15 protein-coding genes are annotated in these 15,244 nt (G+C 72.5%); 4 read left to right on the forward strand and 11 right to left on the reverse strand.

Annotated features, from left to right (window positions below):
* Positions 1 to 36 precede the first annotated feature (36 nt).
* The 4 genes from ACZ43H_RS08240 to ACZ43H_RS08255 form a co-directional block, all read right to left on the reverse strand.
* Positions 37 to 1,755: a Mur ligase family protein gene (locus tag ACZ43H_RS08240; RefSeq protein ID WP_464589271.1), complete on the reverse strand. Its 1,719-nt coding sequence runs from the start codon at positions 1,753 to 1,755 to the stop codon at positions 37 to 39.
* Between the two features lie 16 nt (positions 1,756 to 1,771).
* Positions 1,772 to 2,542, reverse strand: a complete 771-nt coding sequence (fabI, locus tag ACZ43H_RS08245; RefSeq protein ID WP_464589272.1) for an enoyl-ACP reductase FabI — start codon at positions 2,540 to 2,542, stop codon at positions 1,772 to 1,774.
* Positions 2,543 to 2,600: 58 nt separating this feature from the next.
* Positions 2,601 to 3,329, reverse strand: a complete 729-nt coding sequence (gene fabG, locus ACZ43H_RS08250) for a 3-oxoacyl-ACP reductase FabG (protein ID WP_464589273.1) — start codon at positions 3,327 to 3,329, stop codon at positions 2,601 to 2,603.
* A 65-nt stretch (positions 3,330 to 3,394) separates the two neighbouring features.
* Positions 3,395 to 3,607: a dodecin gene (locus tag ACZ43H_RS08255; RefSeq protein ID WP_464589274.1), complete on the reverse strand. Its 213-nt coding sequence runs from the start codon at positions 3,605 to 3,607 to the stop codon at positions 3,395 to 3,397.
* A gap of 68 nt (positions 3,608 to 3,675) precedes the next feature.
* Here ACZ43H_RS08255 and ACZ43H_RS08260 point away from each other — a divergent pair, with 68 nt between their 5' ends.
* Positions 3,676 to 4,020: a DUF3099 domain-containing protein gene (locus ACZ43H_RS08260; RefSeq protein WP_464589276.1), complete on the forward strand. Its 345-nt coding sequence runs from the start codon at positions 3,676 to 3,678 to the stop codon at positions 4,018 to 4,020.
* A gap of 121 nt (positions 4,021 to 4,141) precedes the next feature.
* Positions 4,142 to 4,354 (forward strand): acetone carboxylase, encoded by a 213-nt coding sequence (locus ACZ43H_RS08265; RefSeq protein WP_464589277.1) that lies wholly within the window; start codon positions 4,142 to 4,144, stop codon positions 4,352 to 4,354.
* 26 nt (positions 4,355 to 4,380) lie between these two features.
* Here ACZ43H_RS08265 and moaA read toward each other — a convergent pair whose 3' ends face one another.
* Complete coding sequence (moaA, locus tag ACZ43H_RS08270; protein ID WP_464589278.1) at positions 4,381 to 5,373, reverse strand: GTP 3',8-cyclase MoaA; 993 nt, start codon at positions 5,371 to 5,373, stop codon at positions 4,381 to 4,383.
* A 75-nt stretch (positions 5,374 to 5,448) separates the two neighbouring features.
* Here moaA and ACZ43H_RS08275 point away from each other — a divergent pair, with 75 nt between their 5' ends.
* Positions 5,449 to 6,318 (forward strand): SURF1 family cytochrome oxidase biogenesis protein, encoded by an 870-nt coding sequence (locus ACZ43H_RS08275; RefSeq protein WP_464589280.1) that lies wholly within the window; start codon positions 5,449 to 5,451, stop codon positions 6,316 to 6,318.
* 27 nt (positions 6,319 to 6,345) lie between these two features.
* Here the strand turns inward: ACZ43H_RS08275 and ACZ43H_RS08280 are convergent, their stop codons facing one another.
* The 3 genes from ACZ43H_RS08280 to ACZ43H_RS08290 form a co-directional block, all read right to left on the reverse strand.
* Positions 6,346 to 8,214: an ABC transporter ATP-binding protein gene (locus ACZ43H_RS08280; RefSeq protein WP_464590769.1), complete on the reverse strand. Its 1,869-nt coding sequence runs from the start codon at positions 8,212 to 8,214 to the stop codon at positions 6,346 to 6,348.
* Between the two features lie 18 nt (positions 8,215 to 8,232).
* On the reverse strand, positions 8,233 to 9,027 hold the full coding sequence (locus ACZ43H_RS08285) for an enoyl-CoA hydratase/isomerase family protein (protein ID WP_464589281.1): 795 nt from the start codon (positions 9,025 to 9,027) through the stop codon (positions 8,233 to 8,235).
* 85 nt (positions 9,028 to 9,112) lie between these two features.
* The gene (locus tag ACZ43H_RS08290; RefSeq protein ID WP_464589282.1) at positions 9,113 to 10,711 is read right to left on the reverse strand and encodes an ABC-F family ATP-binding cassette domain-containing protein; all 1,599 of its coding nucleotides are present in this window, start codon (positions 10,709 to 10,711) and stop codon (positions 9,113 to 9,115) included.
* Between the two features lie 116 nt (positions 10,712 to 10,827).
* On the opposite strand from ACZ43H_RS08290, the gene ypfJ reads away from it, so the two are divergent.
* Positions 10,828 to 11,778, forward strand: coding sequence for a KPN_02809 family neutral zinc metallopeptidase (ypfJ, locus tag ACZ43H_RS08295; RefSeq protein ID WP_464589284.1), 951 nt, complete (start codon positions 10,828 to 10,830; stop codon positions 11,776 to 11,778).
* A gap of 28 nt (positions 11,779 to 11,806) precedes the next feature.
* On the opposite strand, the gene ACZ43H_RS08300 is transcribed toward ypfJ, so the two are convergent.
* The 3 genes from ACZ43H_RS08300 to ACZ43H_RS08310 are packed head-to-tail and all read right to left on the reverse strand — an operon-like array spanning position 11,807 to position 15,243.
* A complete protein-coding gene (locus tag ACZ43H_RS08300; protein WP_464589286.1) occupies positions 11,807 to 12,712 on the reverse strand; it encodes a phosphotransferase in 906 nt (301 codons plus the stop codon).
* A 30-nt stretch (positions 12,713 to 12,742) separates the two neighbouring features.
* Positions 12,743 to 14,314 (reverse strand): ABC transporter permease, encoded by a 1,572-nt coding sequence (locus ACZ43H_RS08305; RefSeq protein ID WP_464589288.1) that lies wholly within the window; start codon positions 14,312 to 14,314, stop codon positions 12,743 to 12,745.
* Entirely contained in the window at positions 14,311 to 15,243 is a 933-nt protein-coding gene (locus ACZ43H_RS08310) for an ABC transporter ATP-binding protein (protein WP_464589289.1), read from the reverse strand. Before ACZ43H_RS08310 ends, ACZ43H_RS08305 begins: the two co-directional genes overlap by 4 nt.
* Position 15,244: the final 1 nt, after the last annotated feature.

Consider the following 15,244-nt stretch of genomic DNA (forward strand, 5'->3'; position numbering starts at 1 on the left):
CTTGTCGACCGTTGCAACGGTCGACAAGCACAGGAGTCACCGGCCAGCCGGGGAGTCCTGCGACGCTGCCCGCACCTTGGCCACCAGCGTCTCGGGACCGTCCGCGGTGCCGCCGTGCTCGGCGATCCAGGAGTACACCGCCTCGCGCTCCGCGTGGCACATCAGCGCGACCACGTCCCCGGGCTGCGCCTGCTCCACGAGCGCGGCGAGGCCGGACACCTCGGTGGGGTAGGACTCGAGCTCGGTGACGCCGACCCGCTCGGCGCCGGCGCGCATGAGGGAGTCGAGCTCCTCGACCGGGCGGCCGCGCAGGTAGCGGTCCTTGTGCGCGATCACCATCAGGTCGCTGTCCCGGGCACCGATCTCGCCGAGCTTCTCGATCAGGTCGTCCTGCCGGTCGCCCACCGCGCCCAGCGCGAGGAGCAGGCGGGCGCCGGGGCGGCGTACGCCGTTCATGATCTCCAGCAGCGCCTCGAGACCCGCCTCGTTGTGGGCGAGGTCGATGACGACCGAGACCTCCCCGATGGAGAAGAAGTTCATCCGGCCCGGGTTGTGCTCGGGGTCGGGCAGGAAGGTGCGCAGCCCCTCGACGACGACGTCGCGCGGGATCCCGATCGCCAGCGCGGCCGACGCGGCGGCCAGGGTGTTCTCGACGTTGAAGCGGGACAGGCCCGCGAGGGTCATCGGGACGTCGACGAGCTCGACCAGCGGGTCCGGGTCGGAGGACGGCGCGAGCACCGACACCCAGCCGTCGATGACCGTGGTGGCCCGGCCGCCCGCGTTGAGGACCTCGCGGATCGCGGGGCTGTCGGGGTCCCGGGAGAAGACCCATGGCTGCGCCTTGATGACGCCACGCATCGCGAACACGCGCGGGTCGTCGGCGTTGAGGACGGCCCAGCCGTCCTTGCGCGTGATCTGCGGGACGACGGACTTCACCTCGGCGAGCTGGTCGACGGTGTCGATGCCCTGCAGCCCGAGGTGGTCGGCCGACACGTTGGTCACCACCGAGACGTCGTTGCGGGTCAGGCCGATCCCCTTGAGCAGGATGCCGCCGCGCGCCGTCTCGGTCACCGCGAACTGCACCTCCGGGTGGGCCAGCACCCGCCCGGCACCGCTGGGGCCGGAGTAGTCGCCGGCCTCGACCAGCTCGCCGTCGATGTAGATGCCGTCGGTGTTCGACCAGCCGACCAGCTTGCCGGACGTGCGGGCGATGTGGGCGATCATCCGGGACGTCGTGGTCTTCCCGTTGGTGCCGGTGACGGCGACGACCGGCACCCGCGGGGTGATCGTGTGCGGCGCGGCGCCCGGCTCGGCGGCCGCGACCCGCTCGGCCGCCTCGCTGACCGCGGAGTCGATGTCGGTGCCGGGCAGCGCGTCGAGGACCGCGGCCACCGCGCGCCCCATCACCTGCCCGCGCTCCCTGTGCCGCCAGGGGTAGGCCACCACGAGCTGGTGGGGGTCACTGGTCGGGCGGACCCGGACAGCGAGACGGGCCGTGCCCGACTCCTGGGCCACGGCGCGCACCAGCCGGGCCACGGCCCGGGCGGCGAACCGCTGCCGGAAGCCGGTGTCCGGGGCCCCCGGCCGGGCGTTGCGCAGCCCGATCCGTCGGGCGAACCGGGCGGCGGCCTCCTCCGAGGCGGTCGCGAGGACGCTGATGTCCAGGGTCAGCTTGATCGCCGCCCGGGGGAAGTACAGGTTGGGCCCCTCGAGGACCCGGAGCTCGACCAGGGAAGCGGATGACGTGGAAGGCACCCGCGAACGGTAGCGCTCAGGCCCCCATGGCGTGGAAGCCGCCGTCGACGTGCACGATCTCGCCGGTGGTCGCGGGGAAGAAGTCCGAGAGCAGGGCGCAGACCGCCTGCGCGGTCGGCGTCTGGTCGGTGTTGTCCCAGCCGAGCGGCGCCCGGGTGGTCCACATGTCCTCGAGCTCGCTGAAGCCGGGGATGGCCTTGGCGGCCAGGGTCCGCAGCGGCCCGGCCGAGACCAGGTTGACCCGGATGCCGTCCGGGCCGAGGTCGCGGGCCAGGTAGCGCGAGCAGGACTCGAGCCCGGCCTTGGCCACGCCCATCCAGTCGTACGCCGGCCACGCGACCGTCGCGTCGAAGGTCAGGCCGACGACCGAGCCGCCCCGCCCCATCAGCGGCTTGCACGCGGTGGCCAGCGACTTCAGGGAGTACGCCGAGACCTGCACGGCCTGCGCGACGTCCTCCCAGGGGCCGTCGAGGAACTTGCCCCCCAGCAGCGTCTCGGGGTTGCCGTAGGCGATGGAGTGGACCACGCCGTCGAGGCCGTCCACGTGCTCGCGGACCAGCTCCGGCAGCCGCTCGAGGTGCTCGGGGTCGGTCACGTCGAGCTCGAGCACCGCCGGCTCCTGCGGCAGCCGCTTGGCGATCCGCTTGGTGATGCCGAGCGCACGGCCGAAGTTGGAGATCAGCACCGTGGCGCCCTGCTCCTGCGCCACCTTCGCCGTGGCGAACCCGATGGAGGAGTCCATCGTCACGCCTGCGACCAGGATCCGCTTGCCGTCCAGAATGCCCATGTCGTTCCTCTCGGTGGTGGAGCCGGTCGGCCCCCGCTGGTCGAGCTGGTCGGGACCGTCAGTGGCCCATGCCGAGGCCGCCGTCGACCGGGATGACTGCCCCGGTGACGTACGCCGCGCCGTCGCCGGCGAGCCAGGTGACCGCCGAGGCGATCTCGTCGGGCGAGGCGTAGCGGCCCAGGGGCACCTGGGTCTTGATCGCGGAGCGCTGGTCGTCGGTGAGCACCGCGGTCATGTCGGTCTCGACGAAGCCGGGCGCCACCACGTTGGCGGTGATCGAGCGGGAGCCCAGCTCGCGGGCCAGCGAGCGCGCCATGCCGACCAGGCCGGCCTTCGAGGCGGCGTAGTTGACCTGGCCGGCCGAGCCGAGCAGCCCCACCACGGACGAGATGAAGATGATGCGGCCACGCCGCAGCCGGAGCATGTCCTTGGCCGCACGCTTGGCGAGCCGGAAGGAGCCGGTGAGGTTCGTGTCGATGACCGAGGACCAGTCGTCCTCCGACATCCGCAGGACCAGCGTGTCGGCCGTGATGCCGGCGTTCGCGACCAGCACCTCGACCGGGCCGTGGGCGGCCTCGATCTCGGCGAACGCAGCCTCCACCGCCGCAGGGTCGGTGATGTCGCACCGCACGTCGAGCGCCCCCTCGGGGGCGCCTCCGTTGCGCGTGGTCACGGCGACCCGGTCGCCGTTGGCCACGAAGGCCTCGGCGATCGCACGGCCGATCCCGCGGTTCCCACCGGTCACGAGGACCGAGCGGCCGGCCGGTTCAGTGTTGGCTTCGCTCACGTTCAACGACGCTAGCGATTACCCCGGGGTAGGCATAAACACCCGCCGTACGCCGGGACGGCGCGTCACTCGTCCTCGAGGCGGAAGCCGACCTTGAGACCGACCTGGAAGTGCTCCACGGCACCGTCCTTGACCTGGCCGCGGACCTGGGTCATCTCGAACCAGTCCACGTGCCGCAGGGTCCGGCTGGCCCGCTCGATCGCGTTGCGGATCGCCTGGTCGATCCCGTCGGGCGAGGTGCCGACGATCTCGCTGACGCGGTAGGTGCGGTTGGTCATGGTGGCCTCCAGGTGCGTGGGGCGGAGCAGGGGTGGGTGGCTCAGGCTACCGACGTACCATGGAGGCCATGGCCCGAGACTCGATCCGGCACCGCGAGGAGCCGATCCGCATCACGACGGCAGCGTCGAGCCGGGCCGCGGACATCGCGGCGCGGCAGCGGCGCTACCTGCTCTCGATGAGCATCCGGTCGGCCTGCTTCATCGGGGCGGTCGTCGCCGGGATCGCCGGGATCGACTGGCTGTGGCCGTGGCTCATCGCCGGCGCGCTGATCCTGCCGTACATCGCGGTGGTGATGGCGAACAATTCTGCGACGAAATCCGACGGCTTCGAGCTGCTGGACCACGGTTTCGACCGGCCCGCTCTCACCGATGGTTCGGATTCGGCGCGCCGCACCGGTCAGGACCATATTTGACAACGTCGCGTCGCGTGACAGAATCCTCGACGCGAGCTGGGTCTCCCCCGTCTCAGCTCGCAGCGGTGCCGGACGGCTTCCCCCGTGGCTGTCCGGCACCGTCTCATTTCGTGAGGAGATCATGACCGAGATCGAGATCCCCACCTGCTCCGCGAAGGGCTGCCAGGCGCCCGCCGCCTGGGCGCTGCTGTGGAACAACCCGCGGCTGCACACGCCCGAGCGCCGCAAGACGTGGCTGGCCTGCGACGAGCACCGGCAGTCGCTCTCCGACTTCCTCGGTGCGCGTTCGTTCCTCAAGGACGTGGTGCCGTACGCCGAGGTCGCTGCCGACTGACGGCGCGAGCGCGCTCAGCGGATCCGCTAGCCCCCGATGGCGGACATCGGGCGGTCCGGCTGCAGGAACAGCGGGTCGTCGATGCCGTGGCCCGCGCGCTTGCCGCGCATGGCCACCACCCAGCGCTCGGCGATCTCCTCGTCGGAGGCACCCGAGCGCAGCGCCCCGCGCAGGTCGGACTCCTCGCGGGCGAACAGGCAGTTGCGCACCTGGCCGTCGGCGGTGAGCCGGACCCGGTCGCAGTCGCCGCAGAACGGCCGCGTGACCGACGCGATCACACCCACCGTGGCCGGGCCGCCGTCGACGAGGAACAGCTCGGCCGGGGCGCTCCCCCGGGGCTCGTCGACCGGCTTCAGCACGAACTCGCGCTCGAGGTGGCCGAAGATCTCCTCGGCGGTCACCATGCCGGTGCGGCTCCAGCCGTGCTGCGCGTCGAGGGGCATCTGCTCGATGAAGCGCAGCTCGTAGCCGTGCTCGATCGTCCAGCGCAGCAGCTCGGGCGCCTGGTCGTCGTTGATGCCGCGCAGCAGCACGGCGTTGATCTTGATCGGCCCCAGCCCGGCCGCACGGGCGGCCTCGAGACCGGCGACCACGTCGGCGAACCGGTCGCGCCGGGTGATCTCGTGGAACGTCTCCGCACGCACCGTGTCGAGGCTGACGTTGATCCGGTCCAGGCCCGCCTCGGCCAGCGCCGCCGCGGTGCGGGACAGGCCCAGCGCGTTCGTGGTCAGGGAGGTCTCGACGCCCAGCTCGTGGGTACGGCGCACGATGTCGACCAGCCCGCGGCGTACCAGCGGCTCACCACCGGTGAAGCGGACCTCGCGGATGCCGAGCTGCTCGACGCCCACCCGCACCAGCCGCACGACCTCGTCGTCGGTGAGCACCGAGTCGTCGGGCAGCCAGTCCAGCCCCTCCGCGGGCATGCAGTACGAGCAGCGCAGGTTGCAGCGGTCGGTCAGCGACACCCGGAGGTCGGTCGCGACCCTGCCGTAACGGTCCTCGAGCTTGCGTGCGGTCACCCTGCGGAGTCTACGTGTCCGACCTCACCGAACCCTGCGACCTGTCCGGACCCACCCCCCGGATAGCCTCGACGGGTGCGCTCGCTGAGGTTCCTGCTCTCGCGACGCTGGCTGCTCTTCACGCTCGTCGTGGTGCTCCTGGCGTACGCCACCTGGTGGCTCGGCGAGTGGCAGTTCCACCGGCTCGCCGACCGCAAGCAGAGCAACGCCATCATCCGGACCAACGAGGCTCGCGACCCGGCCCCGGTCGCCGACGTCCTCGCCCCGGACCGCTCCGTCGACGAGCAGGACGAGTGGCGGGTCGTCACCGCCACGGGGACCTACGACGAGGCGGACACCGTGGTGGTCCGCTACCGCACCCGCGACGGCGAGTCCGGCCTCGACGTCGTGGTCCCCCTGGTCACCGAGGACGGCACCGCCCTGCTCGTCGACCGCGGCTGGATGCCCTCCGACAACCGGGGCACGGACCCCTCCGACGTCCCCTCGCCCCCGTCCGGCGAGGTCACCGTGACGGGCTGGGTGCGCGCCGACGCCACCGATAGCGCCGAGGTGTCCGACCACTCGACGCGGGCGATCTCGAGCGTGGAGATCGGCAGGACGCTGGACCGCGAGGTGTACGGCGGCTTCGTCGACCTCAAGTCCGAGGACCCCGCGCCCGCCGACCCCCTCGAGGGCGCCGAGCTGCCCGAGCTCGACAACGGGCCGCACTTCTTCTACGGCCTGCAGTGGTGGTTCTTCGGCGTGCTGGCGGTCTTCGGGTTCTTCTACCTGATGTACGACGAGTGGCGCTCGGGCAAGCGCGGCGAGACGTCCACGCGGGCCGAGGTCCTGGCCGAGCGGAAGCAGAAGCGGGCCGCGAAGCAGTCGAAGAAGCAGGCGGTCCGGGCGGCGTACGAGCGCGAGCGCCAGAAGGAGACGCGCGACCGTCCCGCCGGACGCCGCTGAGCGTCCCGGGCCGGCCGGGGGCCGGGCTCAGGCGACCGGGACGTCCTCGATGAACTGGGTGCGGTAGAGGTCGGCGTACAGGCCGCCCTGGGCGAGCAGCTGCGCGTGCGTGCCGGACTGGATGATGCGGCCCGACTCGAGCACCAAGATCCGGTCGGCGTTGCGCACGGTGGAGAGGCGGTGCGCGATCACCAGCGACGTGCGCCCCTCGAGGGCCGCGTCGAGGGCCCGCTGCACGGCCGCCTCGGACTCGCTGTCGAGGTGGGCGGTCGCCTCGTCGAGGACGACGATGGCCGGCGCCTTGAGCAGCAGCCGCGCGATCGCGAGCCGCTGGCGCTCGCCGCCGGAGAGCCGGTAGCCGCGGTCGCCGACCACCGTGTCGAGACCGTCGGGCAGCGCCTGCACGAGCGGCGCGATCTGGGCGGCCTCGAGGGCGGCCCAGACCTCCTCGTCGGAGGCGCCCGGGCGCGCGTAGAGCAGGTTGGCGCGGATCGTGTCGTGGAACATGTGGGCGTCCTGGGTGACGTAGCCGACCGTGTCCTCCAGGGACTGCAGGGTGACGTCGCGGACGTCGTGGCCGCCGACCCGGACCGTGCCGGAGTCGACGTCGTACAGGCGGGCCACGAGGTGGGTGACGGTGGTCTTGCCGGCACCGGAGGGGCCCACGAGCGCGATCATCTGCCCCGGCTCGGCGACGAAGCCGATGTCGGTCAGGACCGGGCCGCTCTCCCGGGACTCCTGTCGGGCCACCACCTCCAACGAGGCCAGCGAAATCGCGTCGGCCCGCGGGTAGCTGAAGGCGACGTGGTCGAACTCCAGGCTCGAGGCGCCGCGGGGCAGCTCGACGGCGTCGGGCTTCTCCTGGATCAGGGACGGGAGGTCGAGGACCTCGAAGACCCGCTCGAAGCTGACCAGCGCGGTCATCACGTCGATGCGGACGTTCGAGAGACCCTGCAGGGGGCCGATCAGCCGGAGCAGCAGCGTGGCCAGGGCGGTCAGGGTGCCGACGGTGAGCGCGTTGTCGACGGCGAGGTGACCGCCCACGCCGTAGACGAGGGCCGTGGCCAGCGCGGGCACCGCCATCATCGAGGCGGCGAAGATGCGCGTGATCAGCGAGATCCGGATCCCGAGGTCGCGCACGGTCGCCGCCTTCGCGGCGAACACCGCGTCCTCCTCGGAGCGGCGACCGAAGAGCTTGAGCAGCATCGCGCCGCCGACGTTGAACCGCTCGGTCATGGCGTTGCCGAGGTCGGCGTTGCCGTCCATCTGCTGGCGGGTCAGGCCGGCCAGCCGACCGCTGACGAGCCGGCTGATCAGGAACAGCAGCGGGAACAGCGCGAGGCAGAGCAGGGTGACCTGCCAGCTCAGCGCCAGCATCGCGGCCCCGACCACGAAGACGGAGATCGTGTTCGCGACCGTGCTGGACAGCGTCGAGGTGAACGCTCGCTGGGCGCCGATCACGTCGTTGTTGAGCCGGGAGACCAGGGCCCCGGTCTGGGTGCGGGTGAAGAAGGCCAGGGACTGCCGTTGCACGTGCCCGAAGACGCGGGTGCGGAGGTCGAAGATCAGCCCCTCGCCGATCCGGGAGGAGAGCCAGCCCTCCCCCACCGTCAGCAGCGCGCTCACCAGCGCGACCAGGGCCATCACGAGGGCCAGGACGGTGACCAGTCCGGTGTCCTTGCCCAGGATGCCGTCGTCGATGATCCGCTGCACCAGCAGCGGGTTGACCACGACCAGCCCGGCGTCGATGACCGTGAGCGTCAGGAACGACGCGATCAGGCGGCGGTGCGGACGCGCGAAACCGAGCACCCGGCGGACGGTGCCGCGCTCGATGCGGTTGTTGACGACGCTGCGGTCAGACCGCAGGTGGCGCCACGCGGCGCCGGCTCCGTGCATCCCCGACACGTTCTCTCCTCACCGGCCCGCCAGCACGCGGGCCACCTCCCGGAACCGCCTCACCTGGGCCTCACGCTCCAGGCGACGCTGCTCCTCGAGGTCTCGCTGCGCCGCTCCGAGGAGCAGCGCCTTGGTCTCGGTGACCACACCGGGCATCGGTGCGGTCAGGGCGCCCACGAGGTCTGCGACGCATCCGTCCAGCTCCTCGGCGGGGACGGCCGCGAGGGCCAGCCCGATGTCGACGGCCTCCGCCGCCCCGACCATCCGGGCCGTCACGCAGATCTCCAGCGCCCTGGCGTAGCCAACGCTCTCGACCAGCGGCTTTGTTCCCGTCAGGTCCGGGACCAGCCCGAGCGCCGACTCCTTCATGCACAGCTGGGCGTCGTCGGCGAGGACGCGCAGGTCGCAGGCCAGCGCCAGCTGGAAGCCCGCGCCCACCGCGTGCCCCTGGACGGCGGCGACGGAGATGAAGCGCGGGTCGCGCAGGAAGGTGAAGCCCCGTTGGTAGTCGTCGATGGTCGCGGACATCTGCTCGTCGCTCATCGTGAGCAGGTCGGCGACGGTCTCGACCCCGACCGGAGCCCCGCCCGGCTCGAGCATGCTGCGGTCCAGCCCGGCCGAGAAGCTCTGGCCCGCGCCCCGGAGGACCACCACCCGGGTCTCGTCCGGCAGCTGTGCGCCGAGCTCGGCCAGCGCGCGCCACATGGCCGGCGTCTGCGCGTTGCGGACCTGCGGTCGGTCGAGGGTGATGGTGGCGACGGGGCCGGTCTGCTCGAAGCGCAGCCCGACCGCGGAGAGGGCCTCAGGGGTCATGACCGGAGTCTAGGTGCGCCCGCCGACGGCCCCGACGGCTCCGACGACCCCGGTCGCCCGGCCGGGCGGCCCGTCGGGCACCCGGTCAGGCCAGCGAGACCAGGTCGGCGTAGTCGTCGTTCCAGAGGTCCTCGTCACCGTCGGGCAGCAGCAGCACCCGGTCCGGCTCGAGCGCACGGACCGCGCCCTCGTCGTGGGTGACCAGGATGATCGCGCCCTCGTAGGTGCGGATCGCCGCCAGCACCTCCTCGCGGGAGGCCGGGTCGAGGTTGTTGGTCGGCTCGTCGAGCAGCAGCACGTTGGCGCTCGAGACGACCAGGCTGGCCAGCGCCAGCCGGGTCTTCTCGCCACCCGACAGCACGCCGGCAGGCTTGTTGGCGTCGTCACCGGAGAACAGGAACGACCCCAGCACGCTGCGCGCCTCGGTGTCGGTCAGCTGCGGCGCGGCGCTCTGCATGTTCTCCAGCACCGTGCGGCCGGTGTCCAGGGTCTCGTGCTCCTGGGCGTAGTAGCCGAGCTTCAGCCCGTGGCCCGGGATCACCTCGCCGGTGTCGGGCTGGTCGACGCCGGCGAGGATCCGGAGCATGGTGGTCTTGCCGGCGCCGTTGAGGCCCAGGATGACGACCCGGCTCCCCTTGTCGATGGCCAGGTCGACGTCGGTGAACACCTCCAGGGAGCCGTAGGACTTCGAGAGCTCGCTGGCGGTGAGCGGCGTCTTGCCGCAGGCTGCCGGGGCAGGGAACTTGATCCGGGCCACCTTGTCGGCCCGACGCTCCCCCTCGACGCCGGCCATCATCTTCTCGGCGCGCTTCAGCATCGACTGCGCCGCGGTGGCCTTGCTCGCCTTGGCGCGCATCTTGTTGGCCTGGTCGGTGAGGGTCTTGGCCTTGCTCTCGGCGTTCGCCCGCTCGCGCTTGCGACGGCGCTCGTCGGTCTCGCGCTGCGTGAGGTAGGCCTTCCAGCCCATGTTGTAGACGTCGATGACGCCACGGTTGGCATCGAGGTGGAGCACCTTGTTGACCGTGGTCTCGAGCAGCTCGTTGTCGTGGCTGATCACGATCAGGCCGCCCTTGTGGGACTTGAGGAACTCCCGCAGCCACACGATGGAGTCGGCGTCGAGGTGGTTGGTGGGCTCGTCGAGAAGCAGCGTGTCCGCGCCGGAGAAGAGGATGCGCGCGAGCTCGACCCGTCGGCGCTGGCCACCGGAGAGCGTCTTGAGCTGCTGACCGAGGATCCGGTCCTCGATGCCGAGGCTGCTGGCGATCTGGGCGGCCTCGGACTCCGCGGCGTACCCGCCTCCGGCGTGCAGCTCGGCGTCGGCGCGCGCGTAGCGCTTCATCGCCCGCTCGCTGACGTCCGGGTCGTCGCTGCCCATCTGGGCCTCGGCCTCGCGGAGGCGGCGTACGACGTCGTCGAGCCCGCGGGCGGACAGGATCCGGTCGCGCGCGAGCACCTCGGGGTCGCCGATCCGGGGGTCCTGCGGCAGGTAGCCCACCTCGCCGGTGGCCTGGACCGAGCCCGAGGCCGGCAGCGCCTCGCCCGCGAGGATCTTGGTGAGGGTGGTCTTGCCGGCGCCGTTGCGGCCCACCAGCCCGACCTTGTCGCCGGCGGCGACCCGGAAGCTGACGTTCTCCATGAGGAGCCGCGCGCCGGCACGGACCTCGAGCTGGTGAGCGGTGATCATGAGGCTGGCTAGTCTAGGTTCGGCCGGGGGTCCCGGTCATATCGGGACGCCTGGTTGCCCACCCCTCGAACGGGGTACGAGCCGGGCCGTCAGCACTCCCGCGGAAGGTCACCCCCATGCGCTTCAACCCCAAGGCTCGCCTCGACACCAGCCGGATGGGCGACGCCGGCCGCGGACGACGCGGCGGCGGGCTCGGCGGAGGCGGTGGCGCCATCCCGATCCCGGGTGGCATGAAGGCCGGGGGCGGCATCGGCGGCGTGATCATCGTCGTGCTCTTCATCGTGCTCACCCAGTGCCTGGGCGACGGGGGCGCCGGCCTCCCCTCGGGTGGCGGCGGCGACCTCGACAGCAGCCGGATGGCCGACACCGGGCGGTACGACGGGTGCAAGACCGGCGCGGACGCCAACGAGAGCGCGGACTGTGCCCGGGTGGCGGTCGAGAACTCGCTCTACGCCTACTGGTCGGCCACCCTGCCGGACCAGTCGAGCACCGACTTCCGCCCCGAGAAGCAGGTGGAGACGTTCACCGACGCCGTCGGCACCGGATGCGGCCAGGCGACCTCCGAGGTGGGGCCGTTCTACTGCCCGGTGGACCGGACGATCTACCTGGACACCACCTTCTTCGACGCCGTGCTCGAGAAGCAGCTCGACGGTCCCAGCGGCGCGTTCGTCGAGCCCTACGTGCTGGCGCACGAGTACGGCCACCACATCCAGAACCTGCTCGGCACGATGGGTCGTGTGAAGACCCAGCAGGGCCCGCAGAGCGACTCGGTGCGCCTGGAGCTGCAGGCCGACTGCTACGCGGGGATGTGGGCCAAGAGCGCCACGACGACCGACGACGCCACCGGGGAACCGCTGTTCTCGTCCCTCACCGACGCCGACATCCAGCAGGCCATCGCCGCGGCGACCGCCGTCGGCGACGACCGGATCCAGCAGGAGACCGGCGGCCGGGTGAACCCCGAGCAGTGGACGCACGGCTCGGCGGCCTCGCGGGTGAGGTGGTTCCGGACGGGCTTCTCCCAGGGCAGCCTGGACGCCTGCGACACGTTCGCCACCGACAACCTCTGAGCCCGGGCCACGCGGCCCGCGACGACGGTCAGCCCGCGAGCATCGCCTCGATCAGCGGGAACTGCCGCTGGAGGGCGCGCAGGTGGGGGGCCACCGCCGGGTGCCGGTACTTCGCGGCCAGTGCTCCCTCTCCCCCGGCGACCCGGGCGAGCGCCCACTCGGCCCGGTTGAGCACCGTGTAGACCGCGGTCACGCGGGCGCCGAGGGCCGCGTCGTCCCGGTCCGCCAGGCCGTCCGGGAGCCCCAGCAGGTAGGCGTCGAGCAACGGCTCGAACTCCTCGCGGGCGGACAGCAGGTAGTAGCCGAGGTCGGCGCCGACCGGCCCGTAGCCGAGGGTGCCCCAGTCGACGGCCACCACCTCGTCACCGTCGCGGCCCGGCAGGTTCGCGGGCACCGGGTCCCCGTGCTGCGGCACCTGGGGCAGCAGATCGACCGCCCCCAGCCAGGCCTCGCGCCTGCGCCAGAGGTGGTCGGCGACGTCCGCGACAGTGGTCCGGGCCAGCGTGGGCCAGCCGCCACGACGCTCGACCCGGGACATCCGGTCCCGCAGCTGGTCGCGCGCCAGCCACGTGGAGCCGCCCAGCCGCGCGCCGGCGAACCGCCCGAGGGCGTGCGCGGCGAACAGGCCGCTGTTGGCGGTGTCCTCGACCCAGGCCTGGGTCAGGGTGATCCCGTCGACGTCCTCCTCCACCGCCGTGAGCGGCGCACGGAGCCCGGGACTGCTGTCGACGAGGCCCGAGAGCGCGACGTCGGCCGCGCGCCGCCAGTAGGCGAAGTGCCGAGGGTCCGAGAGCTCCGCGGGGTCGTGCTCCCGGGGCGCTGCGAGGCGCTTCACAACGACGGCCTGGTCACCCAGGACGGCGCGCCAGACGCCCAGGGTCGACGGGCCGGACCCGCCGGGCAGGGGGTGCCACCCCGCTTCGGGCTGCCACATGCTGCCATCCTGACACCGCCGACGCCGGATTCAGCGGATGTCGCGGCGCACGAAGGCCACCTGTCCAGCCAGGCTCAGCGCGAGTGCCAGTGCCGCGAGGGCCAGGAACGGCGCCCAGCGGAAGCTCTCGGCCGGCACCAGGGCGAGGTGCTCGAAGGGCGAGAGGTCCTGGATCCACTGCGGGAGCCGGAGCAGCTCACCGAAGAACATCACCACGACCGCGACCACCAGCGGCAGCCAGGCCAGCGGCGCGGCGCGCGGGCTCACGCCGTACAGCAGCCGGGCCGTGCCGCTGAGCACCAGGACCGCGGGCAGGTAGCCGAGCACCGGGACCGAGAGCCGCACGGCCGTGCCCGCGTCGCCGGTCACGGTCGCGTAGCCGAGCCCCAGCCCGATCGCGGCCCCGACCGCCACCGAGCCCGACCCGGCCACGGTGACGGCCGTGTGGCCCAGCAGCCAGCGCCGGCGGGGCAGGGCGGTGGCCAGGAGGTCCTCCACGCGGCCGTCGTCCTCCTCGGTCCGCGGGCGCAGGGCGCTGGAGATCGCGAAGCCGCTGGCGAGGAGCGCGAGCATCAGGCACGCGGTCGCGTAGAAGCCGTCCACGAGGTCCGTGCCCGCCTGAGCGAACAGGTCCCGGGAGGCCTGGGAGTCGCCCATCAGGTCACCCACGTCGTTGCCGATCGCGCCGTACGCGAGCCCCACGAACAGCACTCCCGCCGTCCAGCCGACGACCGCGCCGCGCTGCAGGCGCCAGGCGAGCCCGAGCGCGCCGCGGAGACCGGGGCCGGCGCGCGCCGGCCCCGGCCGCGCCGCCAGCAGACCCGATCCGACGTCGCGCCGGTCGAAGAGCGCGTACGCCGCGGCCGTGGTCGCCGCGGTCCCCGCGAGCAGCAGCAGTCCCGGCCACCAGCGCAGGCCGGAGAACGCGTGCATGGCCTGGTACCACCCGATCGGGGACAGCCAGCTCAGGACCGGGTAGCCCACGTCGCCGACGGCCCGCAGCGCATAGGCGAGCCCGAGCACGGCCCCGCACAGCCCGTACATCGACCGGGTGCTCGCGGTCAGCTGGGCGGCCACCAGCGCGGTCCCGGTGAAGAACCAGCCACACAGCATCAGGCCGGCACCGAGGCCGAACGAGTCGGCCGCGGCCAGGGGGTAGGACCACAGGCTCAGGGCGACGAGCAGGCCGAGCAGCGCGTTCGCGGCCAGGCTGACGGCCAGCGCGGCCGTCATGGGGGCGTGCCTCCCCACGGCCGCGGCGCGCAGCAGCTCGTCGCGTCCGCTCTCCTCCTCGGCGCGGGTGTGCCGGCCGACCAGGAACATGCTCATCAGCCCCGCCACGAGGGCGCCGAAGGCCGCGGCCTGCCAGGTGACCTGTCCCCCGATCGTGTTGAGCGCCCGGGCCGGGCCGGCCATCGCGACGAACGCCGCGTTGTGGCCCATGGTCTCCGCGGCCCGGTCGAACTCTGCCTGGCTGGTGTAGAGGCCGTCGACGCTCACCGCCTGGCTGTAGTAGAGCAGCACGACTCCGAGCGACCAGGCCACGAGCATCCACCGGTCCCGGCGCAGGAACGTCTGCAGGAAGACCCGCGCTCCCGTCATCGCGCGCTGCCCCGGGGCACTTCCTCGGCACCTGCCCCGGCCGACAGGTCGTCGCCGTAGTGGCGCAGGAAGAGCTCCTCCAGGGTCGGCGGCTGGCTGGCGAGGGACCGGACGCCGTACCGCAGCAGCACCGCCAGCGCGTGGTCGAGCTCGGCGGTGTCGACCTCGAACCGGGCGCGGGTCCCGTCGACCGCGAGGTCGTGGATGCCGGGCATCGTGTCCAGGCCGACCGGTGCCTCACGGAGCTCGGCGTGCACCGAGGTGCGCGTCAGGTGGCGCAGGTCCCCCAGCGTGCCCGTCTCGACGGTCCGTCCCGCCCGGATGATGCTGACCCGGTCGCAGAGCTCCTCCACCTCGGCGAGGATGTGGCTGGAGAGCAGCACGGTGTGCCCGCTGTCGCGGAACGCGTCGACGTGCTCCTGGAAGACCGACTCCATGAGCGGGTCCAGCCCCGAGGTCGGCTCGTCGAGCACCAGCAGCTCCACGTCGGAGGCGAGGGCGGCCACGAGGGCGACCTTCTGCCGGTTGCCCTTCGAGTAGCTGCGGCCCTTCTTCGTCGGGTCCAGCTCGAACCGCTCGACGAGCTCGTCCCGACGCCTCGCGTCGACACCGCCGCGCAGCCGTCCGAGCAGGTCGATGACCTCACCGCCGGTGAGGTTGGGCCACAGGTTCACGTCTCCGGGGACGTAGGCCAGCCGACGGTGCAGCTCGGCGGCGTCCCGCCAGGGATCCCGGCCGAACAACCGGACCTCGCCCGCGTCCTTGCGGAGCATGCCGAGCAGCACCCGGATCGTGGTGGACTTCCCCGATCCGTTCGGGCCGAGGAATCCGTGGATCTGGCCCTGCTCGACGACGAGGTCGAGGCCGTCGAGCGCCCGGGTGTTGCCGAAGGTCTTGACGAGTCCGGCGATCTCGATCGGGTGCGTCACA

The sequence above is a fragment of the Nocardioides sp. DN36 genome (genome assembly GCF_055380375.1).